Origin of the sequence: Acinetobacter halotolerans (genome assembly GCF_004208515.1) — a bacterium.
GTDB lineage: Bacteria > Pseudomonadota > Gammaproteobacteria > Pseudomonadales > Moraxellaceae > Acinetobacter > Acinetobacter halotolerans.
This window is the reverse complement of the sequence record NZ_SGIM01000010.1, coordinates 57,794-83,802: the sequence shown is the minus strand read 5'-3', so window position 1 is coordinate 83,802 and position 26,009 is coordinate 57,794. Positions and strand designations below refer to the sequence as shown.

Annotated in this window: 23 protein-coding genes and 1 tRNA gene; 13 read left to right on the top strand and 11 right to left on the bottom strand. The window is 38.5% G+C overall.

Annotated features, from left to right (window positions below):
* Nucleotides 1-104 precede the first annotated feature (104 nt).
* The 4 genes from EXE30_RS12195 to EXE30_RS12180 all read left to right on the top strand — a co-directional run bounded on the left by EXE30_RS12195 (nt 105) and on the right by EXE30_RS12180 (nt 3,984).
* Entirely contained in the window at nt 105-872 is a 768-nt protein-coding gene (locus tag EXE30_RS12195) for a DUF4184 family protein (protein ID WP_171457368.1), read from the top strand.
* Nucleotides 873-999: 127 nt separating this feature from the next.
* Complete coding sequence (aspS, locus tag EXE30_RS12190; RefSeq protein ID WP_130162611.1) at nt 1,000-2,778, top strand: aspartate--tRNA ligase; 1,779 nt, start codon at nt 1,000-1,002, stop codon at nt 2,776-2,778.
* 106 nt (nt 2,779-2,884) lie between these two features.
* Nucleotides 2,885-3,106, top strand: coding sequence for a hypothetical protein (locus EXE30_RS12185; RefSeq protein WP_130162610.1), 222 nt, complete (start codon nt 2,885-2,887; stop codon nt 3,104-3,106).
* Between the two features lie 5 nt (nt 3,107-3,111).
* A complete protein-coding gene (locus EXE30_RS12180) occupies nt 3,112-3,984 on the top strand; it encodes a lysophospholipid acyltransferase family protein (protein WP_130162609.1) in 873 nt (290 codons plus the stop codon).
* A 19-nt stretch (nt 3,985-4,003) separates the two neighbouring features.
* Here EXE30_RS12180 and EXE30_RS12175 read toward each other — a convergent pair whose 3' ends face one another.
* Nucleotides 4,004-4,816: a glycosyltransferase family 25 protein gene (locus EXE30_RS12175; protein WP_130162608.1), complete on the bottom strand. Its 813-nt coding sequence runs from the start codon at nt 4,814-4,816 to the stop codon at nt 4,004-4,006.
* 283 nt (nt 4,817-5,099) lie between these two features.
* On the opposite strand from EXE30_RS12175, the gene EXE30_RS12170 reads away from it, so the two are divergent.
* The 3 genes from EXE30_RS12170 to EXE30_RS12160 all read left to right on the top strand — a co-directional run bounded on the left by EXE30_RS12170 (nt 5,100) and on the right by EXE30_RS12160 (nt 9,076).
* On the top strand, nt 5,100-6,008 hold the full coding sequence (locus tag EXE30_RS12170; RefSeq protein WP_130162674.1) for a glycosyltransferase family protein: 909 nt from the start codon (nt 5,100-5,102) through the stop codon (nt 6,006-6,008).
* Nucleotides 6,009-6,203: 195 nt separating this feature from the next.
* The gene (locus tag EXE30_RS12165; RefSeq protein ID WP_130162607.1) at nt 6,204-7,094 is read left to right on the top strand and encodes a lipopolysaccharide biosynthesis protein; all 891 of its coding nucleotides are present in this window, start codon (nt 6,204-6,206) and stop codon (nt 7,092-7,094) included.
* 56 nt (nt 7,095-7,150) lie between these two features.
* Nucleotides 7,151-9,076: an acyltransferase family protein gene (locus tag EXE30_RS12160; RefSeq protein WP_130162606.1), complete on the top strand. Its 1,926-nt coding sequence runs from the start codon at nt 7,151-7,153 to the stop codon at nt 9,074-9,076.
* A 15-nt stretch (nt 9,077-9,091) separates the two neighbouring features.
* On the opposite strand, the gene EXE30_RS12155 is transcribed toward EXE30_RS12160, so the two are convergent.
* From EXE30_RS12155 to EXE30_RS12110, 10 genes are all read right to left on the bottom strand, one after another.
* Nucleotides 9,092-10,003 carry a glycosyltransferase family 32 protein gene (locus EXE30_RS12155; RefSeq protein ID WP_130162605.1) on the bottom strand — a complete coding sequence of 304 codons (912 nt, stop codon included), beginning with the start codon at nt 10,001-10,003 and terminating at the stop codon, nt 9,092-9,094.
* A gap of 76 nt (nt 10,004-10,079) precedes the next feature.
* Nucleotides 10,080-10,838 carry a glycosyltransferase family 25 protein gene (locus EXE30_RS12150; RefSeq protein ID WP_130162604.1) on the bottom strand — a complete coding sequence of 253 codons (759 nt, stop codon included), beginning with the start codon at nt 10,836-10,838 and terminating at the stop codon, nt 10,080-10,082.
* A gap of 14 nt (nt 10,839-10,852) precedes the next feature.
* Nucleotides 10,853-11,848, bottom strand: coding sequence for a Stealth CR1 domain-containing protein (locus EXE30_RS12145; protein ID WP_130162603.1), 996 nt, complete (start codon nt 11,846-11,848; stop codon nt 10,853-10,855).
* Nucleotides 11,849-11,883: 35 nt separating this feature from the next.
* Entirely contained in the window at nt 11,884-12,639 is a 756-nt protein-coding gene (locus tag EXE30_RS12140; protein ID WP_121928745.1) for a glycosyltransferase, read from the bottom strand.
* A gap of 172 nt (nt 12,640-12,811) precedes the next feature.
* On the bottom strand, nt 12,812-13,972 hold the full coding sequence (locus EXE30_RS12135; protein WP_130162602.1) for a nucleotide sugar dehydrogenase: 1,161 nt from the start codon (nt 13,970-13,972) through the stop codon (nt 12,812-12,814).
* Between the two features lie 155 nt (nt 13,973-14,127).
* Nucleotides 14,128-15,054, bottom strand: a complete 927-nt coding sequence (locus EXE30_RS12130) for a branched-chain amino acid transaminase (RefSeq protein WP_130162601.1) — start codon at nt 15,052-15,054, stop codon at nt 14,128-14,130.
* Between the two features lie 25 nt (nt 15,055-15,079).
* A complete protein-coding gene (gene glnE / locus EXE30_RS12125) occupies nt 15,080-17,827 on the bottom strand; it encodes a bifunctional [glutamate--ammonia ligase]-adenylyl-L-tyrosine phosphorylase/[glutamate--ammonia-ligase] adenylyltransferase (protein WP_130162600.1) in 2,748 nt (915 codons plus the stop codon).
* 85 nt (nt 17,828-17,912) lie between these two features.
* Entirely contained in the window at nt 17,913-19,184 is a 1,272-nt protein-coding gene (locus EXE30_RS12120; RefSeq protein ID WP_130162599.1) for a sensor histidine kinase, read from the bottom strand.
* A gap of 347 nt (nt 19,185-19,531) precedes the next feature.
* Nucleotides 19,532-19,894 carry a hypothetical protein gene (locus EXE30_RS12115; RefSeq protein ID WP_130162598.1) on the bottom strand — a complete coding sequence of 121 codons (363 nt, stop codon included), beginning with the start codon at nt 19,892-19,894 and terminating at the stop codon, nt 19,532-19,534.
* A 274-nt stretch (nt 19,895-20,168) separates the two neighbouring features.
* Nucleotides 20,169-20,255 (bottom strand) — tRNA-Leu (locus EXE30_RS12110).
* 180 nt (nt 20,256-20,435) lie between these two features.
* Here EXE30_RS12110 and queA point away from each other — a divergent pair.
* The 6 genes from queA (at nt 20,436) to yajC (ending at nt 25,998) form a co-directional block, all read left to right on the top strand.
* Complete coding sequence (queA, locus tag EXE30_RS12105) at nt 20,436-21,470, top strand: tRNA preQ1(34) S-adenosylmethionine ribosyltransferase-isomerase QueA (protein WP_130162597.1); 1,035 nt, start codon at nt 20,436-20,438, stop codon at nt 21,468-21,470.
* Between the two features lie 155 nt (nt 21,471-21,625).
* Nucleotides 21,626-22,519, top strand: coding sequence for a hypothetical protein (locus EXE30_RS12100; protein ID WP_228256123.1), 894 nt, complete (start codon nt 21,626-21,628; stop codon nt 22,517-22,519).
* 105 nt (nt 22,520-22,624) lie between these two features.
* Nucleotides 22,625-23,653, top strand: coding sequence for a hypothetical protein (locus EXE30_RS12095; RefSeq protein ID WP_130162595.1), 1,029 nt, complete (start codon nt 22,625-22,627; stop codon nt 23,651-23,653).
* Nucleotides 23,654-23,742: 89 nt separating this feature from the next.
* Nucleotides 23,743-24,312, top strand: a complete 570-nt coding sequence (locus EXE30_RS12090) for a LemA family protein (protein ID WP_121930655.1) — start codon at nt 23,743-23,745, stop codon at nt 24,310-24,312.
* A 128-nt stretch (nt 24,313-24,440) separates the two neighbouring features.
* On the top strand, nt 24,441-25,568 hold the full coding sequence (tgt, locus tag EXE30_RS12085; RefSeq protein WP_130162594.1) for a tRNA guanosine(34) transglycosylase Tgt: 1,128 nt from the start codon (nt 24,441-24,443) through the stop codon (nt 25,566-25,568).
* A gap of 100 nt (nt 25,569-25,668) precedes the next feature.
* Entirely contained in the window at nt 25,669-25,998 is a 330-nt protein-coding gene (yajC, locus tag EXE30_RS12080) for a preprotein translocase subunit YajC (RefSeq protein WP_005195282.1), read from the top strand.
* The last annotated feature ends 11 nt before the right edge of the window (nt 25,999-26,009 follow it).

Genomic DNA, 26,009 nt, shown 5'->3' with positions numbered 1-26,009 from the left:
GTTATACTATAACATTTCACTTAATTTGCAATAAAAAACATAGCGGAAAAAAACATTTGCTACACTGTCGCTCCATGATTTTAAAAAACTCGTTTTCTAACGACATGCCTTTTACCCTGTCTCATGCAGTTCTTGCGCCACCATTATCAAAAATCAGTAAAGGTCATTTGCCCATCGCAGCTTTAGCCATCGGCTGCATGACACCAGATCTTTATCGTTTATTTACACAAGAAAATATTGCACTGACCCATCAATGGAGCGGCATTTTATTTCCAAATCTTCCACTTGGGTTATTCTTTTGCATCCTGTGGTATTTACTTTATCGCCCAGTGATCTACCGTCTGTTCGCGATCCAAGATCCTTTACATATCCACTCATTTGACCGTTTTGTTGCCTTTAGTTTGATGAGTTGTTTTGCAATCATCATCGGAACTGCAACACATTTGATTTGGGATGGCCTCACCCATTTAGATTTCCGTACTTTTGCATTCGAAACAATACTTGCTCAGCAAATCTCATTGTTTGGCTTTAACTACCCATTACATTTCGTTTTACAGATTGGCTCATCCATCATTGCACTCCCTTTTATCTTTAGGATGTGTCTGAGCTATTTCCAAAAATATAAGCAAGACACGATTATTCCAAAAGAGTTTAAAGTTTTTGTATGGAGCAGCTTGATCATTTCAAGTATTGGTGGCCTGTTATCACTCTGGGATTATAACCGTCATATCGCATCCGAGATTTGGATGAAAGAGCCTTATTTTTTCATCGGCAAATCAATCAATGAATTTACTCACACAGCACTAATAATCTTCACACTGTCTTGCTTATTATTGTTATTTTTAGATCGAAAATCACCTCAGCACTTTTGAAGTGCCAATAAACCCGCTTAAGACTTGAGACAATCCGCTCAACAAGGCATAATCTCCCTCTTCATTGGTGCTGCGCTGTTTACGCATTCACCTTTACAGCCAATATAGTTTGGATAAATAATTCAATATGATGCGCACTCATTACTGTGGCTCTTTAACTGAAGCCCAAATCGATCAAACCGTAACTTTATGTGGTTGGGTTCATCGTCGCCGTGACCATGGCGGTGTGATTTTCCTTGATATGCGCGACCGCGATGGTCTCGTGCAAGTGGTCATTGACCCTGATACCCCAGAAGCATTCGCAACTGCGGATAAAGCACGTTCAGAATTTGTTTTAAAAATTACTGGTCGCGTTCGTCGCCGCTATGAAGGCACTGAAAATGCCAATATGGTGAGTGGTCAAATTGAAGTTTTAGGCAAAGATATTGAAGTGCTTGCTGCTTCAGAAACGCCGCCTTTCCCTTTGAATGATGAAAATACCAATATTTCTGAAGAAATCCGTTTGAAATATCGTTTCTTGGATATTCGTCGTCCAGAAATGTTAGATCGTTTACGCTTCCGTTCTAAATTAACCAACTTAATTCGTAACTATTTCGAAGACAATGGTTTCTTGGACGTTGAAACACCGATTCTCACCCGTGCAACACCAGAAGGTGCGCGTGACTATCTCGTTCCTAGTCGTGTTTCAAATGGTAGTTTTTACGCTCTGCCACAATCACCACAATTGTTTAAACAATTACTGATGGTGGGTGGTATTGATCGTTACTATCAAATCGCAAAATGTTTCCGTGATGAAGACTTGCGTGCTGATCGTCAGCCTGAATTTACTCAAATCGACGTTGAAACATCGTTCATGAGTGACGATGACATCATGGATTTGATGGAAGTATTAACAGTGAAGATGTTCGATGAACTTCTTGGTGTTAAGTTCGATAAATTCCAACGTATGACCTATGCGGATGCAATGCGTGATTATGCGTCAGACAAACCTGATATGCGTATTCCGTTGAAACTCATCGATGTTGCTGATCTGATGCAAGAAGTTGAGTTCAAAGTGTTCGCTGGACCTGCTAAAGACCCTAAAGGTCGCATCGTTGCTTTACGTGTTCCGGGCGCTGCATCATTACCACGTAGTGCGATTGATGAATATACCAAATTCGTCGGCATCTACGGTGCGAAAGGTTTGGCGTATATCAAAGTCAATGAATTGGCAAAAGGTATTGAAGGTCTTCAATCTCCAATCGTTAAATTCATCGAGCCAATCGTACTTGAACTGTTAGAACGTGTCGGCGCTCAAGATGGCGATATCGTGTTCTTTGGTGCGGATAAAGCTAAAGTCGTCAATGATGCGATGGGTGCTCTTCGTGTCAAGATCGGTCATGACTTGAATCTTGCGACGTGTGAGTGGGCTCCTCTTTGGGTTGTAGACTTCCCAATGTTTGAAGAAACGGATGATGGTAAATGGACCTCGGTTCACCATCCATTCACATTACCAAAATCAAGTGTTGAAGAAGTGAAGAACAACCCAGGTGCTGCACTCTCGGTTGCTTACGACATGGTACTCAACGGTACTGAAGTCGGTGGTGGTTCATTGCGTATTTATAACTTAGAAATGCAAAAAGCGATCTTTGAAGCTTTAGGTATCTCTGATGAAGAAGCAGAAGAAAAATTCAGCTTCTTACTCAATGCATTACGTTATGGCGCGCCTCCACATGGTGGTTTGGCATTTGGTTTAGATCGTCTAGTGATGTTAATGACAGGCGCTTCTTCTATTCGTGATGTGATTGCATTCCCGAAAACTAAAACTGCTGAATGTCCATTGACTCAAGCACCTGCACCAGTCGAAGCAAATCAATTGCGTGATTTGGGTATTCGTTTACGCGAACAACAAAAGAAAGAAGCTTAAGACCTTAAGCAAAGAAGAGGCGCTGTTTACAGCGCCTTTTTTGTAAATTGAGATTGATTCTCTTTAATGGCATAATAAACTAGTTTTTTATCGAAGGTATCAGCCCATGGCCATGCGTCCAGATGTGCGTCGACACACAATTGTCCTTATTGTGTTTTCACTTGCGCAATGGTTTCTTATGCGTTACATCTTGTCGAATGAACTCTTCAATATGACCACCTATCAACGAATTTTATATTTTTGCGTCAGCAGTCTAGCTGGTGCGCTAGTGATTTTTGCCGCACTGATTTATATGGTGCTCAAAGGCAATGCAGATAAACAAGACTAATTCAAATGTCCTTTTACAGCACCCTTCTTCGTCTTCTACCTTTGCCATTTTTGCGTAGCATTGCAAAAGTGGCAGCATACTTGATCAATCAAAATCCAAATAAAAGTATGTTATGGAAAACGCGAATCAATCTTGGATTAGCCTATCCTGAATTAACTCCTGAACAACAAGAACAACTGGCTCGAGAAAGTGTGGTCAAACAATGTCTAAGCTATATCGAATCAGGAAAATGTTGGGCTATGCCGCCTGAGTGGAGTATTCAGCAGATTCGTGCTGTGCATAATTTAGATGTCTTAACCGATGCACTCAATAATCCCAAGGGTGCATTGATCATCACACCGCATCTTGGTACATGGGAAATGATGAATGCTTGGGTACATCAGTACGGTATTCCAACCATTATGTACAAACCCATGAAAGATAGTGGCTTTAATTCCTTTGCTCTCCATGCGCGCCAAAGATTGAATGCAACACTTGTCCCTACTGATGCTAATGGTGTCAAGGCGTTGTTTAAAAACCTCAAACAAGGGGGCTTTAGTGTCATTCTACCCGACCATGTCCCACAACCTTCTGGCGGAGTCGTGGTTCCGTTTTTCGGTATCCCATGCTTGACCAGTACCCTTGCCAGTAAAATGGCGCAAAAAACCCAATGTCGTTTAGTTGGGTTGAGTTGCTTCCGTCGTGAAGATGGCGAAGGTTTTGAGGTGTATTGTGATGATCTAAATGATCCTCAACTTTATGATCGAGATATCGAGATTGCAACGACAGCATTAAATAAAGCAGTTGAACAGATGATCAACCGCTTTCCTGCAGAATACATGTGGGGGTATAAACGGTTTAGAGGGGAAAATGCATCAGATGAACTGTACAAAAAATAAGTCCCTCAACTCAAAATGATTATTTAAACTTAACTTTTGTGAGTCTTTTCCCTTTCAACATTAAAACAAACTCCCTCAACAATTTAATTATTTGTGCCGAAAGCCTCAGTCCTTCTCGTTGTATTTTTTGAATAAAATTAAGCTTGGGTTTAATTTGATATTCATACTCACCTTTACGAATATTCCTATCCTGCTCTAAAAAGCTCGGAAAATTAACATGTTGCCCTAGAAGGTGATCTTGGATGCAAAGTGCGGGCAGCATCTGATATACATGATCAGGAAACGTCATCATATAATCTTTAAAAACAATATGATCTACAGGAATCAACTTCTCGTAATTTGTTAATAAACATAGTAAGTCACGGGCTGATTGCTGGGATAGAATATAGCCACCACACCCCATATGTACGGTCTTTAATAAAGATAATTTACGCTTTGAAGGCAAACTTTTAAAAGAAGACTCTACCCCCACTTTAGGATAAAAAGCTTCCAACTTAATAATTGAACACCCCTCAGGAATCCAATCACTTTTAGTTAAGAAAATAATAGCTTCTTCCCCTAGATGTATATCATCTTCAAAAATTGCAATATAACTCAGATTTTCATCAATCGTCTTTTTCCACAATGCCGCATGACTTAATAAACAGGCAATTTCACTTTTTGCTAACTCTGTTTTTGTAATATCTACATTCAGATCCTTGGCAACCTGTTCCATCGTGTCTGGTGTAACTGCATCAAAAAAACTGAATTCAATTGATTGTTTTTCGAATATAGACGAAATATGATCGCGACGCTGATTAGCATACGTAAGGCTAATCACAAAATTTTTCATAGTATAATCTTCACCAACCACAACGGGTCACAATATAATAAGATAGTAAATCTAAAGTATTATTCATATTATATATTGTAAATTCAACAACAAAGTGCATCTCATTTGTATTCCATAAAAAACGATTTCAAGTGTTCATTCTAATTTCTTTCAATACATATCAAGGCTAGTCATGTTGAAAATATAGACTTACAATGATAGCTTTAATTCGTCAAACAGTGCATTTTAGAGATTCATTTCTACATACTGCATTGATTTATATATTATGAAGTGTATTGCAGATATGAATAGTGAAGTAATTAAAGTATTTGTGGGTTGTGATCCCAACAATTGTGATTTAGAACAAATGATGGTTTTAGATTACAGCATTCGAAAACACACCCAACACCCTGTTGAAATTGTTTGGATGCAATTGAGCCATGACCCTGACAGTCCATGGTACAGTAATCAAGAAACTCAAGAAGGTTGGCATACTGAAAAATGGGCAACTCCATTCTCTGGTTTCCGCTGGGCTATCCCTGAGTCATCAAATTTTGAAGGGCGATCAATCTATATGGATGCTGATGTCATCGTACTCTGTGATATAGCTGAATTATGGTCCCATCCGATGAATAATGAGGCAATCGTCATCGCCAAAGGCGGTAAAAGTACAGCTCGACTTTGTACATGTGTTTGGGATTGTGAAAAAGCGAAACAACATTTACCTGCATTAAAAGAATTACAAGCAGATCCTGAGGGGCATAAAAAGCTGATGCAGCTCATCAAAGAAAAGCCTGAACTCGTTCAACCTTATCAAGATTCATACAACAATATTGATGGCGAAGGTCTCCCGATTGAGCAAATTAAAATTTTGCATTACTCTGATATGGGTACACAGTTTAGTCATAAATATGCCTTACCTCGCCTTGAAGCATCTGGGCAAAAGCATTGGTTTGATGGGAAGATCATGCCACATCCGAGACAAGATTTAACTGAATTATTTGATCAATACTATCAGGAGGCGTTGGATCATGGCTTTAAACTGGAAAATTATCTTGTAGAACCTTATGGAACATTTCAAAAGGCAACACAAGTCAATTATCACGGTAACAAGGTAACTCGCCCTGAAGATGAAAAGAACTGGTTCAATCGTTCAATCAAATACCTTAAATCTGCATTTAGAGACAAGAAAAGATTTTCTTTAGATGATTAGATCTTGATAACTTTTTTAAACCGACACTATTCCTCCGCTGATGATGGATGGCTTAGTGTCGTATTCTTATTGGAATATTCCATACTGATTTTAACTCACTGATCATTCTTGATATTAATGATATAATACAATTAGTTTGTTCATCATGGTCTACCACCATTTCTATGGCGATAAACTTATTACTGAGTACCTTCAATGCAACAGTTTTTTTTTAATCACATCACCAAAAATATTTTAAAATTCCTATATAAGTCTTTTCATTCCAAAGCATATAAGCATAATCGCCGTTATTGGCCATACTACAAAACGATCCGCAATGATGAGGGCGACCTAGAACAATTATTCTTTAATAAGAGATTGATTGCTGACCATACCCAGCCATTTAAGAGTGACAAAAAAACTTGTGTATTAGTTGCCACAGGGCCATCAATCAAAGAAATAGATCACCGTTTTTTTTCCAATCCAGATTATGACTACATAGGTGTCAATGGTGCTATCTCGCTCGATTACATTCACTTTAAATATTATGTGATTATCGATTTTAATTTTACGACTAAGCGATTTGATCTAGTATTAAAAGTTCTTGAAAGTAATTGTATTTTTTTTACGACGCCACGTTGTCTAGATATTATTTTAAAAAGAATTGATCCTAGTCAAATCAAGTGTCAGATCAAAATAATAGAGACGATTTTCCAAGACAAAACAGTAGAACCATTTATGGGCAAAAAACAGAAGATCGACCCAGAAAAATCATATTTCCACTTATATGGACAATTTGGTTTCTCGACCAATATATTCAATGCAGTCTTTGACTATTTAACAGTTCCGTATGTTGCATTACAAGTTGCATATGCTATTGGTTTCAAAGAAATTTATATCGCTGGGCTAGATATGAACAATTTCTCACAACCACGTTTTTATGAAAATAGCGAAAATAAGCAACCCACAATGCTAGACCAATATTTACATTTAATCTTTCCAGCATTTGATGCCGCTGCCCAATTTTTTACAGAACAAAATATTCAGGTTTATAACCTTTCACCACAGAGTGCCATAAAGTCTTTTAAAAAAATCGATACAATCTAGTGCCCCCTCTAAACCAATAACCCATATAATTACCTTTTTTTAGAAATCATTGTTGCATGAGCGTCAAAAATTTTCGGACTGATATTAATGGATTAAGGGCTTATGCGGTAATTTTAGTCGTACTTTTTCACTTCCAAATCTTTGGTTTTTCAGCAGGATATCTTGGGGTTGATATCTTTTTTGTCATTTCAGGTTACCTGATGACAAAAATAATTATTGAAAAACTGCATCAGCAGCAGCTTTCTTTTACAGATTTTTACCTTGCTCGAATTGTACGGATATTTCCTGCTCTTCTATTCCTTATTGTATTTCTGACCATACTTGGTTGGTTCATTTTCATTCCAGAAGACTTTAAGAGTTTTGCAAAAGATGCCAGGTACAGTCTAACGTTTCTATCAAATGAGCTTTATTATCGTCAAGCTGGAGATTACTTTGCTGCTGATACTCATGATAAAGCCTTACTTCACACTTGGTCTCTTTCGGTTGAATGGCAGTTTTATCTTTTATTCCCTCTCATACTCTTTATTTATGCAAAGTTCGATAGAAAATTAAAATATATTGGTATATTCCTAGGTCTCCTCTTTATCATTTCGCTTTCATTTTCTACTTTAATGACGGCTAAAGATACAATGTATGGATTCTTTAAGCTGACAACGCGTGCATGGGAGTTAGTTGCCGGCGGGCTTGTGTATTACTACTTTAATAATAAACGACTCACAATCCCCCTACAAAAACTCAGTGAGGGATTTGGTTTTATCTTTATTCTTGTTAGTTTGGTACTATACGATCAAAATACAGATTGGCCGGGTTTTTTAGCATTGCTACCTGTGATTGGTACAATGCTCATCTTAATAGCAAACCGTCAAGATTCAATTTTTACTCAAGCAAAAATCATCCAAAACATTGGTAGTGCCTCTTATTCCATCTATTTATGGCACTGGCCTGTGTTCTTTTTATTGAATTATTTCTTTATTAAATTAAATTTTATTAGCTTAAGCACCTCCCTCCTACTCTCTTTTCTACTAGGATGGTTAAGTTATAAATACATCGAAAGTAGTCGAAAACCTCTACAGAGGCTGCAGAAAAGATATATTTATTTATTGTTTATATCAGTCCTCCTCTTACTGTATCCAATCTATAAACATATTGAAGAAAATGGTCTTGCAAATCGGGGGGAAGCTAGCATTTCCTCTAATATAGATAAAATGCAAATGCCAAGTGTTGAAAATGGATGGTGTTTTTACAATATTAAAGATAATCATAGTCTTAAGGTGAGTCCACAAGGTTTTGAGTGCTCAATTGCCTCAAAACAGCAAAACGCAAAATCGGCACTGTTATTTGGCGATTCATTTGCAGGTCACAACAGCCCTTTTTGGGATCAAATTGGAAAAAAACTCAACTTAGATATACAAGCGATTACGACAAACTGGTGTTACCCAAGTCTTAATAAAGAATTTACAGGTGACAAACAATCCAAAGCATATCAACAGTGTTTACTGAATCGTGAATATTTGTCTAAACATATAGATCAATATGATGTCTTGATTTTTGCGGGCCGTTGGTCAGATATCGTAAAACAAAATCAGCAGAATGGTTTTGCTGAATTACTTAAAGTCGCTGAAAAGCATCAAAAAAAGGTCATCGTGATGTCTGAACCTTATGCTTTTAATAAAAATATTAGCCTACTTTTTAAAAGAGCAATGTGGTTGCATAGAGACCTCAGCTTACAAAGTTATATGAACAACCCCAAAGCGACTGAACAAAAACGAGCAACAAAAATCATTAATGACATCGTCAACAAACATCCAAATACGATACTGTTAACCCAACAAGAGCTGTTTAGACCTAATCAAATGGCTACAAACAAAATCCCATATTCTCTGGATGGCCGACATATCTCTATTATAGGTTCGCTTGCTTCCGCCCAATATTTTGAACAACAAGCAAAATATGAAACCTTAAAACAATTTATTTTGGATTAGCCTTATGACAGCATATTAAATGTCAATTAAAGAACCTTCGAAATACATACCTTTATTATAAAACTGGCATAAATAGTTACGTTCTTTCCCTGCCAGTTTTATCAATTTCGGGTATTCATCTGCTGGATAATTAATTGCCATATTGATTAATATTTTTTCTTTAACCCATCTATTTTTGACTTGGTAATAGAATGCATTTTCATCACAATCAATCAAAGTAATACTAGGGAAGTTTTTTCTCATAATTTTTTGGCAAGCAACATATGCAACTAAATACTCTAAATTACTGATCTGTTGAAAAATATCCTTTGTATTCGATTCTGTTGTTTTAATATTCTGTATATATTTTTTGGGTGTCTGTTGGATTGCTAAATATAATTCATCATACCACTGTTTAAAGAAAAGATTATTCCCAACACTAGCCAATAACCAGTTCTCTAAAACTGGATAGCTTAAATTAATTGTATTTTTCCTTCTATAATATGCAAAGTTCTCTGTCTTATTTTTCTGCATAATATCGGATATCCAATCTAGGCTATCATACAAAATGATACTGGCATCTAACCAAATACCACCATGACGATACATTAGATCAAATCTAAGTAAATCAGCTTTTTGCTGAGCCGTTGCATTTTCAAGCAGACTAAAGTCAATTTGGCTATATTGGTTGACATTATCAGGATTGAGCACGAAAACCTCATAATTAGGATTTTTCTCGCGCATCCGATTAATACACTTCTCAACGAACCCTGGAATATCATTTTCCCAATACATCCATATTTTTTTCGGTAATAAAATATTTTTTTCACTAGGATTGAACGTCAACATACCTGCATAATTATCAATTTTTTTATTCTTATGTCGAATTTTATTAGAATACATCACATAAAATTTTGCCAAATAAAATAACTTTTTAAAAATTTTCATAAATATTACTCAGCTATAAACAAAATAACTTTAGTCATAACCGCTCACTAAAGTCATTCTTAAAGATCATTTACTATCAAGATATCAAATGCTTAATCGCATAGAAGCGGTCACGCCACATTCTTTTCTGTTTCTTAAAACCATGTGACGCACTACGGTTTTCTAAATCTTTGCGTTTGATACCCTGAGTCGCAACAGTACCTAAAATATCACTGTCTAGACCCGCAGGCTGCACAAAGGGTTGCCACACACCCAAGCCTTTACCGTTTTTACTTAACCAACTTTGGAAGAATATATCGACAGGGACTTGCATCATTTTACCCAATCGGACGAACTCTTCTGCACCTTTTCTTGACCACACCAATCCCACGCCACGAATAGGAAAGTAATAGGCATGCCATAATGAATAATCTTGAATTTGAACAATATCTTTTGCTAATTTCTTTTTCTTTGCTGCAATATTGACCACATACCAATCCAGTTCTTTATGCTGATCAAGGTAGTTTAACAGTGAGTCTAGATTTTGTTTAAAGTTCGGCAAAACATCGATATCATCTTCTAGTACTACGAGATAATCTGCATCAGTTTCCAAAAATTTTTCAGCACAACCATAATGACTGAGATAACAACCAAGCTCCGAACTAATCAGGCTACGCCCTAAAATTTGCTGGGCGGCATCATCATCATAATTCTCAAACTCTGATAACGCTTTGCCTCGACCATCGTATGCAGGGAAACGGCTAAACCCCCAGCTTTCTTGATTTAATTGAGCTGTTGCACTAGCTAAGCGTTGATCACTACCCTCAAGATTGATCAGATAAGTCACGACTTTCATATGAGATCTCTACCTTATACTGCGATACTTGCCTGAATCTGATTTGGCAAAACATCTTTAAACTTGTCGATCAATGCAGAGCGTACTTTTTGCTCAGCATTTTGCTCTAACTGATCTAAACTTTGGATACAGCCAAACTGCGTTTCGCTATGTGTCAGTTGATCGATAAATCGCTGAATATCACGATCATCTTTTAAATAAGCAATTTCAATGTCATCTTTTAGAATCGTTTGATTTGACAAAATAGCTAAATGGTTTGACAAACCTACTGGTAAAAACTGATCGATATGTCTAAATCTAAAGCTAATTTGCTTTTCTAAAATACTCGGATACTGTTGAAAATACTGAGTTAAAATCGTTTTATTTAAAATATGCGGACGATGATGTATTTCATAGTATTTAGTTAAACCAACCAGATCTGCACTTAACATTTGTGCAATTGAATACTTTGGTTGTGCGATTTTTCCCATTTTTTCTTGGAGGAATCGACGAATAAGATACTTCATTTTTTTTATAAAGTTATTTTGCCAATGACCATAGATCACCATACGTTCAGCATCTAAAAAATCATGAATATTAGAGGGACTATTAAAAAAGAAATCATCATTTAAATAAATAAAATGCTCTGATAGTCCTCGAATATTCCATAGCATGGTTTCAATGCTTAATGAATTAAACGTCGGCAGTGCAGACTCATGACCTTCGAATAGTTCTGTATGATCAATGATCCTAATTTTGTCTTTTTCACAGAGATTTTGTTGTTCAAATTGATCTAACCATTGTGGCGACTGTTGATCTGTCACCACATAGATTTTTCCACAATACGGCACATATTTTAGAATTGACGCAATACAAAAATAAATTTCATCATTACTGGCAAAACGAGTGGCTTCGATCGCATTGGAGGCAGCAGATTGATTTATAAATTGCTGACGCTTATGTTTTAAGTTGAGATCTTGACCATCAACCCAAGCAATTACGATATCAATAGGTTGTATTGAATCTTTCATAAATCAAGCTCTTTTAATCCATATCGCGGTCGCAATTACTGCCAAGCGTCTTTAATCCAATCTGAAGGCAACACATAGCGATACCATTTTCCACCACCACCATTGACTGCGTCAGGCGGGTTAATCTCACCATGGAAAATAATAATTTTTGCGCCTTTCGGTTTCACTGGCGGCTGGAAATAAGCAAAAGGAACGTTTCTCAAACAATGATACTTGTAGCTTTTACACCATTCTTTATTCCAGTAACTTAACTTACCCTCTTTATGTACATACCAAGATAAGTATTCTTGCTCATTTCGGAATTTTTCACGTATCTCATCGAAGTTTTCACGGAAATAAGGCAAGATTCCAGAAAATGTACCCAATTTAAAGCGATAAACCGAACTATTTCCGGTTACTCGCCAAGGTCGTTTCCAATCATGGATAATTAAGAACTCGCCCTTTTCCTGAAAGAAACCATCCATATTATCAACAATCACCACGTCTAAATCCAAAAACAATGCATTGCCTTTGAGACCATATAGATCAGGTTCAAAAGTGGAAAGTTTGTTCCAACCACGCTCAGGCGCACCTGCTGGCAAATCTAAAGAAGGAATCGGAAAACACTGAACATTTGGGTCAATACCTTCAGTACGATCAGTGAGACAAACCATTTTAAAAGGTAAAGTCAGGTGACGTTTGACCATGTTATACAAACGATTGACGTATTCAGCACCGTATTTGGTTCCCCATTTCATACACAAAATGATATTTTCTTCGTGTGTTGCTGAATTTTGTTGAGTGTCGACCATCTGATAACCCTAATACCTGAGATAATATTTTTACTTTGATTCTTGATGATACAAAGTCTTAAATAGTATGCACCGAATGTTAAGCTATCTTAGCATAGGCATGATTAAATTGATTATTATAAATTCGTCAAACGACTAGCATTATTTAGACGCTGCTTTACTAGACTGAACACTAGTTCACCCCAAACAAGTCTCTACTATAAATTTTCTCCATGACATCACTAAACATCGAAACCATACGATTTACAATAATAAGGTCAGATGCCGATTTGAACTTTTGTAAACTGGGTTCAACAGAATGTCCCATGTATTCTTTCACTGCCAAAGTTGGCTCATAGATCACAATTTTTATGCCAGCATCTGCCAATCCCTGCAAGACATCATGGACTGCGGATTCTCTGAAATTATCAGAATTTGCTTTCATGGTCAGCCGATAAACGCCAACACTGGTCACACCACGACTCAAAATATCCTCAATAATTGCCTGTTTACGGGTTTGGTTAGAACGAATAATCGCTGAAATCAACTCTTGTGGCGTATCATGATAATTGGCCAACAACTGTTTGGTATCCTTCGGCAAACAATAGCCGCCATAACCGAAAGATGGATTGTTATAGTGATCACCAATACGCTGATCCAAACCAACACCTGTAACAATATCTAAAGCACTCAACTTATTCTTCAAACAATAGGTATCGAGTTCATTAAAGAAAGCCACTCGCATCGCCAAATAAGTATTCGAAAACAGTTTAATCGCTTCCGCTTCGGTCGAATCCACACAAAGCAACACAGCGTCTTTTTTAATCGTTGCTTTAAGATACAACTTGGCGATTTTCTCAGCACGCTTAGATTTTTCACCGACAATGATCCGTGACGGATAAAGATTATCCTGTAAGGCCTGTCCTTCTCTTAAGAACTCTGGTGAAAAAAGTAAGTTCTTCAAATTTAGCTTTTTCGAGATTTCAGCGGTATAACCTACGGGTACTGTAGATTTGATCACCATGAGCGCTTTGGGATTGATGCTTTGAATATCCGTGATCACTGTTTCAATACTCGATGTATCAAAGTAATTGGTGTCTGGATTGTAATTGGTGGGTGTGGCAATAATAATCAACTTTGCATGCTGATAAGCCAATTCTTTATCACATGTGGCTTCTAGATGAGCCTCAGATAAATAACTTTGGATACAGGTATCGCTAATCGGTGAAACTTTTTGATTGATGTGCTTAACCCTTGTTTGATCAATATCTAATACCATAACGTCATGTTGTTTAGAAAATAACAAGGCATTTGATAAGCCTACATAGCCTGCTCCAACCACCGTAATTTTCATTGTTTCTCTTTTTTTAATTGTGCTTAGAGATCAACGTAGCCGAGTTAAATGAAAGATTGATGATGCTTTGATTGCAATCTGTTGACAGCTCAATCATAAAATTCTAGGCAATAAAAAAGCGAAGCCTGAGCTTCGCTTAATCGACTGGTTTATGCTTATTTAATATAAGTCAACCAATGCGCATATTTATCATTACGGCCTTGAACAGCATCAAAGAAAGTCTTTTGAATTTCAGTGGTGATCGGACCACGTGAACCACAACCGATTTCACGGTCATCATATTCACGGATTGGGGTTACTTCAGCAGCTGTACCAGTGAAGAAAGCTTCATCAGCAATATAGAATTCATCACGGGTAATACGACGCTCAACGATCTCATAACCAAGATCTTTAGCAATGGTCATCACTGTTTGACGGGTAATCCCTTCAAGTGCGCCACCAGCCAAATCAGGGGTATGTAACACGCCATCTTTGATCAAGAAAACGTTCTCACCTGCGCCTTGGCAAACGAAACCTTGTGGATCAAGTAACATTGCTTCGTCATAACCTGCACGGGCAACTTCTTGGTGTGCCAAGATTGACACTGTATAGTTACCACAAGCTTTTGCTTTACACATGGTCACGTTTGGATGGTGATGGGTAAACGACGAAGTTTTTACACGAATACCGCGCGCCATCGCCTCTTCACCAAGATACGCACCCCAGCCCCAAGCAGCAACCGCAGCATGAACAGTATTATCCGTTGCAGCGATACCTAATTTTTCAGAACCAATCCAAATCAATGGACGTAGATAGCATGATGCAAGTTTGTTTTCACGAACGACATCAATTTGTGCTTGTTCCAAAGTCGCTTGATCAAATGGAACATTCATTTGATAAATTTTTGCTGAATTTAATAAGCGTTTAGTATGATCTTGCAAACGGAAGATTGCTGTACCATTCGGAGTTTCATAAGCACGAACCCCCTCAAACACACCCATACTATAATGTAGCGTATGTGTTAAGACGTGAATCTTTGCATCACGCCAATCAACCATTTTTCCATCTTGCCAAATAAAACCATCACGATCAGCCAAACTCATCGCACATACTCCATTTTTTTCACTATTATTCACTTTCCAATGCTATTGCAGTTGGATCAACTAATCTTTGCCATAACTTGCAAACGATCTCGCGGGTATCGTGCCAATCCGCAGCATTGACTTGCATCGATTGATTTGCAAGCGCTAGACGGTGACTCTCAGCTCGTTCACGGAGGTAAGCTTGTATTAATGCTGTGGCATCTTCACTGGATAAGCAGCCTGCTTTAGCAGCATCCTCTAAAATTCTCACATTGTCGGAAAAATGGGCGAGATCTGTATTCGTCCCACTCCATGCAAGCACTGCATACTGTGCCATAAATTCAATGTCAACGATACCACCCGCATCCTGTTTTAAATGAAAAATGCCATGTTTTTTTTGCTCAGAAGATGAACCCAAATGATCTTTCATTTTTTGGCGCATTTTGATCACTTCTTCACGAACTACGTTTTCATCTCGAACTTGAGTGAGGATTTTGCACCGGACCTCTTCAAAGTGCTGGCATAGCTGCAAATCACCTGCAATCGAACGAGCACGCACCAAAGCTTGATGCTCCCATAACCATGCATGTTTTTGTTGATATTGCTCAAAGGCTTTCAGGCTAGTGACCAACATCCCAGCCTCACCTGAAGGCCTTAGACGAGTATCAATTTCATAGACACGTCCATCCAAAGTTTGCGTGGTCATGAGTGACATAAATTTCTGTGCTACACGAATCGCAAACTCAGCACCACTAATACGCTTTCTGCCATCCGTTTCGCTTTGTTCTTCAAAGGCATGAATAAACACCAAATCCAAGTCAGAGGCATAACCCAGTTCAATTCCGCCGAGCTTGCCATAGCCAATCACAGTGAAGCCTTTTACATCTAGACTGCAACGCTGTCCATTGCTCCCCATCGGATAACCATGTCGTTGCGCAACCGCTTCATAGGCCAGATTCAAGGTTGCTTGTACGCTGACCTCCGCGATATCGGTTAGGGCATCTGAAACTTTCATCAATGGACTTTCAGCCAATACATCACTAGCAGCCACGGTTAAAACGTTGCTCTTTTTGAATAAACGCAACACACGCATTTGATCTTCAACTTGATCAATCTCGATACGCAGTAATTGCTGGCGTAGAGAATCCTCTAAGTCTTTACGTAAGGGTAAACCAAAGTCCATCGACAAGAATTCATCGAGCAATACTGGATATTGTGCTAACTCCTCACAAATCCACGGACTCACCGTTGCCATTTTCACCAAGCGTTGCAAAGCACCACGGCTTTCCATCAACATAACCAAATACACAGTACGGCGCAGTACCGACTCAACCAAAGGCATCAAACGTAACAACGCCATTTGCGGCTGATCAGACTGTAAAATCGCTTCAATCAAATGTGGCCAAAACTTCTTTAAGCGTTCGAGTGCACTTGCAGGAATTTTCTTTAAAGCTTGCCCATGCCAGAAGTTCTGAATCAGTTTTTGTGCATCATCATCCAATACCGTATTGAGCTGCTGTTCCAACTGCTCAAAATCATCAACCGGTTCAGAAAATTCGTTTTCTTGAATCAATTGTTTAAATTGGACTTTAACCTTATCGCGCTTCTGATTCAGAACATTTAAAAATGATGACCAATCCGCAAAGCCCAAAGTGTCCAACATGCGTTGTCTAAGTTCAGGCTCAGTTGGTAAAGATTGTGTTTGCTGATCATTGAGTGCTTGGATCGCATGTTCGACGCGTCTTAGAAATAGATATGCATCTTCAAGATCCGACACCGCCTGTTGATCCAATAGTTCCGCCTGAGCCAAATGCTGCAAATTGACCAAGCATTGGCGATCGTGCAACTCTCGTCTTGATCCACCATAAATTAACTGGAACACCTGTACGATAAACTCAATTTCACGAATCCCCCCGGCACCGAGCTTAATATCATCCTCGATATTACGGCGCATCACCTCACGCTCGATCATGGCTTTCATTTCACGCATCGCAGCAAATGCAGAATAATCAACATAACGACGGAACACAAAAGGGCGTGCCATCGCCATTAAATCGGCACCCTCTTTTCCACCAGTAATTACCCGCGCTTTAATCCATGCATAGCGTTCCCATTCCCGACCATGCTGACTTAAATATTTTTCTAAACCTATGTGGCTAATGGCCAGTGCGGAACCATCTCCCCACGGACGTAACCGCATATCCACGCGAAACACAAAACCCTCAGCGCTAATGTGATCAAGTAAGTAAATGAGTTTCTGTCCCCATAAAATACAAAACTGTTGCACATCAATACACTTACGACCATTGGTTTCACCTTGTTCATCAAAGGCAAAAATCAAATCAATGTCGCTAGAAAGGTTGAGTTCCTGTGCACCAAGCTTACCCATACCGATGACAATCAGATCTTGCACCTGACCAGAATAACCGATCGGTTCACCATGCTTGGCAATCAAAGGTGCACGTGCAAAGGCTTTCGCAGCACAAATACTGGCATCTGCAAAGTCGGAAAGCTCACGAGTCAGCGTAACCACATCCGTCAGCTGATTGGCATCTTGCCAAATCCATCGAAACATCAATTTGGCACGTAAAATACGAAGCGTTTTCATCCATGCTTGTTCATCACTGATCTCTGCAACGGCAGCTTGAACCTTTTGAAAAATACTTTCTGTCGAGAGCGCGCAAAGGAATTGATCTTCGGCATAATCTTGTTCTAATTGTATTGGGTATAAATTTAAAACTTGTTCAGCATACTGACTGGCAACTAAGGTTTTTTGTAGCTGTTCTGCATTCATATAAAAAAGCTCGACTAATGTCATCTTAATGAGGTCTGTAGACCTTTCTAGTTATATCAGTTACATGCTTATCTTTAAAATCTCTTTAGACCAATTTTTCTTGGCTTTTATGCTGTTCGATGCATGAATCTACGTGTTCACGTGCAGCAGGTAAAAGGACGGTAAATTGAGTACCTCCGCCTTCCTTCGAGCTCGCACTAATTTCACCAAGATTCATTTCCACGAACCGTTTACACAAGGCAAGTCCCAAACCAGCGCCTTTCTCCCCAGCTGTCCCTTTTAAACTAACGGTAATGCGGGGTTGAAATAAATCTTTTATTTGTGCTTGAGTCATACCCAAACCCGTGTCTTTAACACAAATTTCCACATGGTCACCCTTGCTTTGCGCTCGAATAAAGACTTTTCCAGCACTATCCACGTCAGTAAATTTCAAGGCATTTGAAACCAAGTTCTGAATCACAGAGGTGATCATATTCATATCGGCATATACAGTTAAGTTTTCATCGACTTCATTGACCAATTCAATATGCTTTTTCAAAGCCAATGTTTTTAAGATATCAGTGACAATATTGGTAATTTGCCGCAACTTAAAATTAATCGGGTGATAAACAAAACGACCACCCTCTGCCATTGCCCAATTCAATAAGCTTTCCAATAAGTTATAAGTTGATTGAGATGTTTCATGGAGATAGTCAGCGATATTTTGAATACTTGATTCATCTAAGGTATCGCGTTCTTTTGCCAGTATTTCAGAAAAGCCAAGTAAGCCATGAAATGGAGCACGTAAGTCATGTGAAATGATCGAAAAGAATTTGGTTTTACTTACGTTCAACGCCGCTTCTTGTTCGTATAATTCTTTTAATTCATCATGGCTAAATTTCAATTCAAGCTGTTGCATAAAATTAACGCAGTGTGCTTGTAAAAGTTGCTTTTGCAATTCACTAAACGCTTGTGCATCCTCATCAAATAACACCACGTAACCCAAAGAGGTTTGATCAGGATGTCTGAGATGCAGTGCAATCGCACTTTGAACTTTACGTTTAAATACGTTCAAGAAAGCCAGTAAAGTCGGATATCGGGGATGTTGATGATCGATCAGATCATCATTGACAAATAAAGTATTAAGACTTTTTGCAATCGTAGTAGAATCAACTGCTTGTAATTTTTCAGGACAACGGTGCCAAAGATAAGGCTCTTGGTGAAAAGAAAGCAATGCGGTACTGGCCTGCATCAATTTACAATTGAATTGCAGAAATTGTTCAATTAAGTTCTGTTCAGTGTTTAGACCTAAAGACAAAGAAATCTTACAAGCACTTAACTTCTCGGCCTGCTGTAATTCTAATAATTGAATAGCCATGCCCGCCTCTCGAATATTATCATTATACGGTTGCTTACGTTTTATTAGGAAAATGTGACAACTATCACCTAGTATTAACAAAGTTTAACATAAAAGGCAATAAATGCTTCTCATTATTTCGAAACAAAACGTGAAATTTCATCAAATATTAACATAAATATTTGATGAAACAGGAACTAAATAGACGAAAGCTTTTGCGAGGACAAAGCAGAAAACAAATGTAATCAATAACAAAAAAAAGCAGCCATAAATCACTGCTCTTTGTCAGGATTACTGTCTTAAATGTTCTTCACAAGAAGATATAGAAAGAATGAAATTTATCAAGTCATTAGAAGATAAAAGTCTTTTTAGGCAAAGTTATAGTAAAGCGCGGTGCCATAATCGTAAAAACTCACCTTATTTCCCTGACATGCAATCGAATAATAACGACCGCTTCCATAATGATACCCCTCGTAACAACCAGCAGATTTTTGTTTTATCGAGATGTATTCACCATGCCCGTAGTCATAAAGACGATATTCACCGTCATTAAACCGCCCCTCAAAATAGGTATTTCGATCATAATCAAAAAACTTTATGCACGCTTTATCAGCATGACCTGAAATTCGAGGATAACAAGACTGAGTATAATCATAGATATTGCGTTTTGTGTTATTGGTTTCTAGCTTTAGTACTGCCAAAGCAAGTGCAGCTCTTTGATACGGCTTCATTATTTATCCTTTTCATAGGATCTGCTGACATTACACAAATACTGACGACTCAAGGGTTTTAGACTTAAGCAATCCTAAACAGTACGAGGCATAACATAATGAACGATTAAAATGACAACAGATCCTGATTATTCTTCAAAAAATTTACGCCTATGGCTATAAAGTAACCATGACCTAAACTAGAGTAAAAATTAAACAAGCTTCTTAGACTAACATTTTTAATCGCCACAAAAAAACCCCAAGCCTTTAATACCAGCTTGGGGTCTTTGAATCTTGGTCCCGAGGGTCGGACTCGAACCGACACGTCATCTCTGACAGCGGATTTTGAGTCCGCCGCGTCTACCAATTTCACCACCTCGGGAAGAGTGCGATGCTTTGTGTTGCGTATCATAACCTGTTTGATTTTATTGTCAAACCCCATCCATCACTTATTGCTCACTTTTAAATCATTCAGATATTTTTTTAGCTATAAACATCAAGCTCAGCGAAAAAACACAAAAAAGACTATACTACGCCCAATTTTTTGCAATGTTTTAGATGTATGCAACTCTCCGACTTTTCTTTTGATCTTCCAGATGAACTTATCGCTCGCTACCCATTAGAAAGCCGTAGCGCATCACGCTTATTGCATATCGATGCACAAGGTCAATATCACGACCATGCTTTTACCGATATTTTAGATTTATTGGAAGATGGTGATTTACTGGTTCTGAATGACACTAAAGTCATGAAAGCACGATTAAAAGGAAAACGTGCCACTGGCGGTGCTATCGAAGTTTTGGTTGAACGTATGTTGGATACGCATACAGCACATTGCCATATCAAATCGAGCAACTCACCTAAAGCAGGCGCAGAACTGTATATTGGTGAAGATGCAGTTCCTGTGACCGTACAAGGTCGCCACGAAAATCTATTTGTGGTGAAATTTTCACAGCCAATTTTGTCGGTGTTGGATCAATACGGTCAGTTACCGATTCCACCTTATTTCAATCGTGAAGCTGAAGAGATTGATACTGAACGTTATCAAACGGTTTTTCATGATCCTGAAAAAATCGCCAGTGTAGCTGCTCCGACTGCAAGCTTACATTTCGACCAAGATTTGTTAGCAAAATTGGCAGCAAAAGGCATTCAAAAAACTTTTGTCACTTTGCATGTTGGTGCGGGAACCTTCATGCCAGTTCGCACCACAGACATTAGTAACCATATTATGCACAGTGAATGGTGTGATGTACCGCAAGCGACGATTGATTTAATTTTAGCAACCAAAGCACGAGGCAATAAAGTGATTTCCGTTGGCACAACTGCGACACGTGCCTTAGAAAGTGCAGCGCAAGCAAATGGTGGTAAAATTGCAGCGTGGACAGGTGACACTCAAATCTTTATCTACCCAGGTTATCAGTTCTGCATGGTGGATCGTTTGATTACTAATTTCCATTTACCTGAGTCCACGCTATTGATGCTTGTTTCCGCCCTATCAAATCGGAATAATATTTTGGCGGCATATCAGCATGCCGTTGAACAACGCTATCGCTTCTTTAGCTATGGCGATGCGATGTTGATTGATCAACTCGCATAAATATCACTCATAGGCTAAATCATGGTTTAGCCTATTTTTTCAGAATGATTATCTAAAAAACTATGCCATTCATATCCAATAAAATTAAAAAAACTTTTCAAAATCAATCTACTCATAATCAGTCGACCTTAAAAAATATTGAGGCCATTCGCCAATTGCTAGAGAAACAACCCTCACCAGAACTTTTAATTAATACCTTAAAACACTGGGATGGCGAGCAAAACCTGTATATCAAGAATTACCTATACTGGACAATGTGCACGCTGAGTCTGATTTTTTTATTGGCAGGCCTTTTGTTCTCGGCCTACTATCTAATTGTTTGTGTTGTTCTGTTTAGTATTGGTGTGCGTTATCGTATTCCGACAACTGAATTAGACAGCCTAAAAGAACAATTAAGAATCTATGTTCTGGAACAGACCTATCAGGTTAAGTTTCATCATGATGACATCCCCGTAAATCCTACTTTACGAGATCATCCTTTATTTCAATTAGGTGATACAGAAAATACTGTTAAAATATTGCTAGATGGACAATTAGTGATTAAGCAAAAAACATATCATTATTCTGTTTTTAACTATCACTATACCTATCAAACAAGAATAACCGATGATCAAGGCAAAGAATTCTATGAAACGACCCATTGTGATCTGTGGGGCGTACTGATGGAGAATTTTCCATTCAAAGGCATCAGCATCTCAGCTCACTATAAACATCAATGTCATCTAGGTATAGAGTGGAAATCTAGTGATATTCTCTTTAATAAAAAGCATCAGCAAACTGGCGTAAATGAATATGAGCTTGTTAAGTTTTTAACGCCAGAAAGAGTATTGTCATTGGATAAAATGATGCAGACTTTTTATGGAGATTTTTATGTACACCCACAAACTAGTGTGATGTGCTGGCTATTCAATGAATCCCCTTTAGCGGAGAATAATTATTTATTTCAGGCAATCACGGTTAATAAACTTGCTGAAACACTCGAACAACTTAAAATGCCAAAACTTCAACGTTTACAAGAAGCACTCACCAGTTTGCTCAAGACTCTCTAATTCCATCTATACTGATTAAAATAGCCCACAAGGCACTTCTTAGTTTCTGAAATTTAAAGCATAATCTATACCTCATCAATCTAATATAATGAATTGATCATCGCCATGCCGATCGACACTGTACAACAAGCATTCCATATAAGACGTAAAAAAAACGCTCAAGTTTTTCGCAATATTGCTCGGCTTTGGGATATTGGAAATAAATCAACAACCGATCAAGAACTGCTCGATAAACTACATCCTTGGGGTGAAGCGCATAGCTTGCATTTCTTTAATATACTGCCCCTACTCCTTGCGATTATCAGTGCATGCTGTTTGGTCTTCGGCTATTTTATTCATCCGCACATTCAATTTATTTGGAGCTTTTTAGGCGCATTTCTTTCTGGATTTTTAGCCTATTTGCTTTATGAACCGAAACAGCCCTTGATACAAGTAACAGAATATCTAGAACAGCGCTTGATGACCCTACGTTATCATTTAAACTTCCAACAACTCCCTGCTTATCTCCCAATTCAGGCGCAGCCAACACTGGTGATCAGTCGACTGAAACAATTTTTTCCATTGTTTCATCGGGGCACGGAATCTAATGACATTACGCAATACGCCTCCACGACATGGCATGATGGTGTCACTGAACATCAGGTGTTGATCTTCCAATATCATTATGTCAGCGAACTGCCCATTCTCAGCAATGGTGATAAGAATCAACAGATCAGTAAAGAAATACATAAAGACTTATGGGGCGCATTTATTTTTCAAATGCCTGCTTTAGGGATTGCAGTCAGTAACCAACGCTCTCGTTTTTTTGAACCGTATGCTCATGCGTGGGAAAGTAGTGATATTTCAGTCAATCGTAATCTTAAAATTTTTGGGCGAAGCCAACATGAACTCGCTAAAAGCATTAGCCCAAGCATGACCTTAAAATTACATGATTTTTTTCAACATTTTAAAGGCGATTTAATCTATCATCATCAAGAGCAAATTCTTTGTTATGTTGGTGAACAAAACCTATTACAAACAACGAGTAAGCGCGATCAAATCAATGATATTCCAGCACTACGTGGGCATCTTCGTACCATGACCATGCCTCAATATCAAAGATTTCAAGAATTGATGCTCAATTTAATTAAATAACTCATCCTAGCCCTGATCCACCACTAAAACGGCATAAGGGATGAGGAACGATAAAAGTTATACTCGGTAAATAATAAAGGGGAATGGCAATGACAGGTTTACTCATTTTCTTGGGGATTTTTGTTGTACTCATCGTTTGGGGGATTCATATCCGCAATACGATCGTGCGGTATTTCAATGCCACCAAACGTGCTTGGGCAGAAGTTGCCAATTTTGAGCGCCAAAAAGTCAAAACACTGGAAGCGCTCGAAGATACGCTAAGTAAATATACGGTCTTTGAGAAATCGACCTTAGAGCAAGTGACTGCTTTACGTCAGCAGATTATGAATCTCAATATTAATGATACCGATATTGCCAAGTTACAGCACATCGAAAAATTAAATAGCGATTTGATGCGTAGTTTAAATGTTGTGGTTGAAAATTACCCAGAGCTGAAGGCAGATACGCTATACAGCAAGATGATGGATGATATTCAAGAACTGAATGAAAATGTCGGTGCAGCGATTACCATCTTTAACCGCAATGTCGAATTGTTTAATAATCACATTCAAGTTTTTCCAAACAATTTGGTCAATACCATCACTTTATCAAAGAAAGCGATTCGCCCTTTCCGTGATCCCGTGATTGATCGTAATTTTGACTATAAACCGAATTTTTAACGCCAGCTACATTTAGTAGTAGAACTGCGCGCCATAATCAAGGAAAATAGCCGTTTTTGATCAGCGAACTGTTTTTTCGCCTCCTAGTACTCCCTTAAAGGGTACTTCGATCTTGCTCGGGTTATGACATGAAATTTGAAAAATTAGGCCAGTCGGGACGCGCCCGTCGTGGTCGACTCACTTTAGAACATGGTGTGGTTGAAACCCCAGTGTTTATGCCAGTCGGTACTTATGGTACGGTTAAAGGCATGTTGCCTCGTGATCTTGAAGAAATTCAAGCACAAATTATCCTCGGCAATACTTTCCATTTATATTTACGTCCTGGCTTAGAAGTGATTAAAGAGCATGGCGGTCTACATGAGTTTATCAAATGGGATAAACCTATTTTGACTGACTCCGGCGGCTTCCAAGTATTTAGCTTGGGTGCAATGCGTAAAATTAAAGAAGAAGGTGTGACTTTCCGCTCTCCGATTGACGGATCAAAAGTTTTCTTGTCTCCTGAAATTTCGATGGAAATTCAACAAGTCCTCAATTCAGATATTGTCATGATCTTTGATGAGTGCACACCTTATCCTGCAACCCATGAAGAAGCACAAAAATCTTTGCAGCTTTCTTTACGTTGGGCCAAGCGTTGTAAAACCCACCATCATGATGAACTTAAGAATAAAAATGCCCTATTCGGCATTATTCAAGGTGGGATGTACGAAGATCTACGTGATGAATCACTCACTGGCTTGTTAGACATTGGTTTTGATGGCTATGCGATTGGTGGTTTATCTGTCGGTGAGCCAAAAGATGAAATGATCAAGGTGCTTGATTATTTACCTAATAAAATGCCAGAGGACAAACCACGTTACCTCATGGGTGTCGGTAAGCCTGAAGACATCGTGGAAGCGGTTCGTCGCGGTGTTGATATGTTTGACTGCGTGATGCCGACACGTAATGCACGTAATGGGCATTATTTTGTCACTGATGGTTTGGTCAGAATTCGTAATAGTCGATATCGCCATGATCAAGGTCCTTTAGACCCACATTGTGATTGTTACACTTGTAAAAACTTTAGTCGTGCCTATTTATATCATTTAGAGAAGTGTGGAGAAATGTTGGCATCGATGCTCGGCACAATTCATAACCTCCGTTACTACCAACGCCTGACGCAAGGGATGCGTGATGCACTGGATAACGATACATTTGATGCGTATGTACAGGACTTTTATGCACGTCGCGGATTAGAAGTTCCACCTTGTCCAAATTAATTCATCTGGATTTGCACGCAAAGCCAAGACAAGGTACATTGCAAAACGAATTGGAACTTATTGTCAATTTTTTGACCTTTTTAAACTTTAGGAAATCAAAATGAGCTTTTTCATTTCTACTGCCCACGCTGCTGAGGCTGCTCAACAAGGACCAAGCTTAATGGCTAACATATTGATGATCGCTGTATTTGTTGCGATCTTTTATTTCTTAATCTGGCGTCCTCAAGCAAAACGTGCCAAAGAGCATCGTAGTTTGGTTGATAGTCTTGGTGTGGGTAGTGAAATCGTATTTGCTGGCGGCTTAATGGGCAAAATCATTCGCTTAGATGGTGACTTTGCAACTGTTGAACTGAGCCGTGGTGTAGAAGTTAAAATTCAACGTGCAAGTGTTATTTCAGTGTTACCTGAAGGCACACTCAATAACCTTTAATCATAAAATAG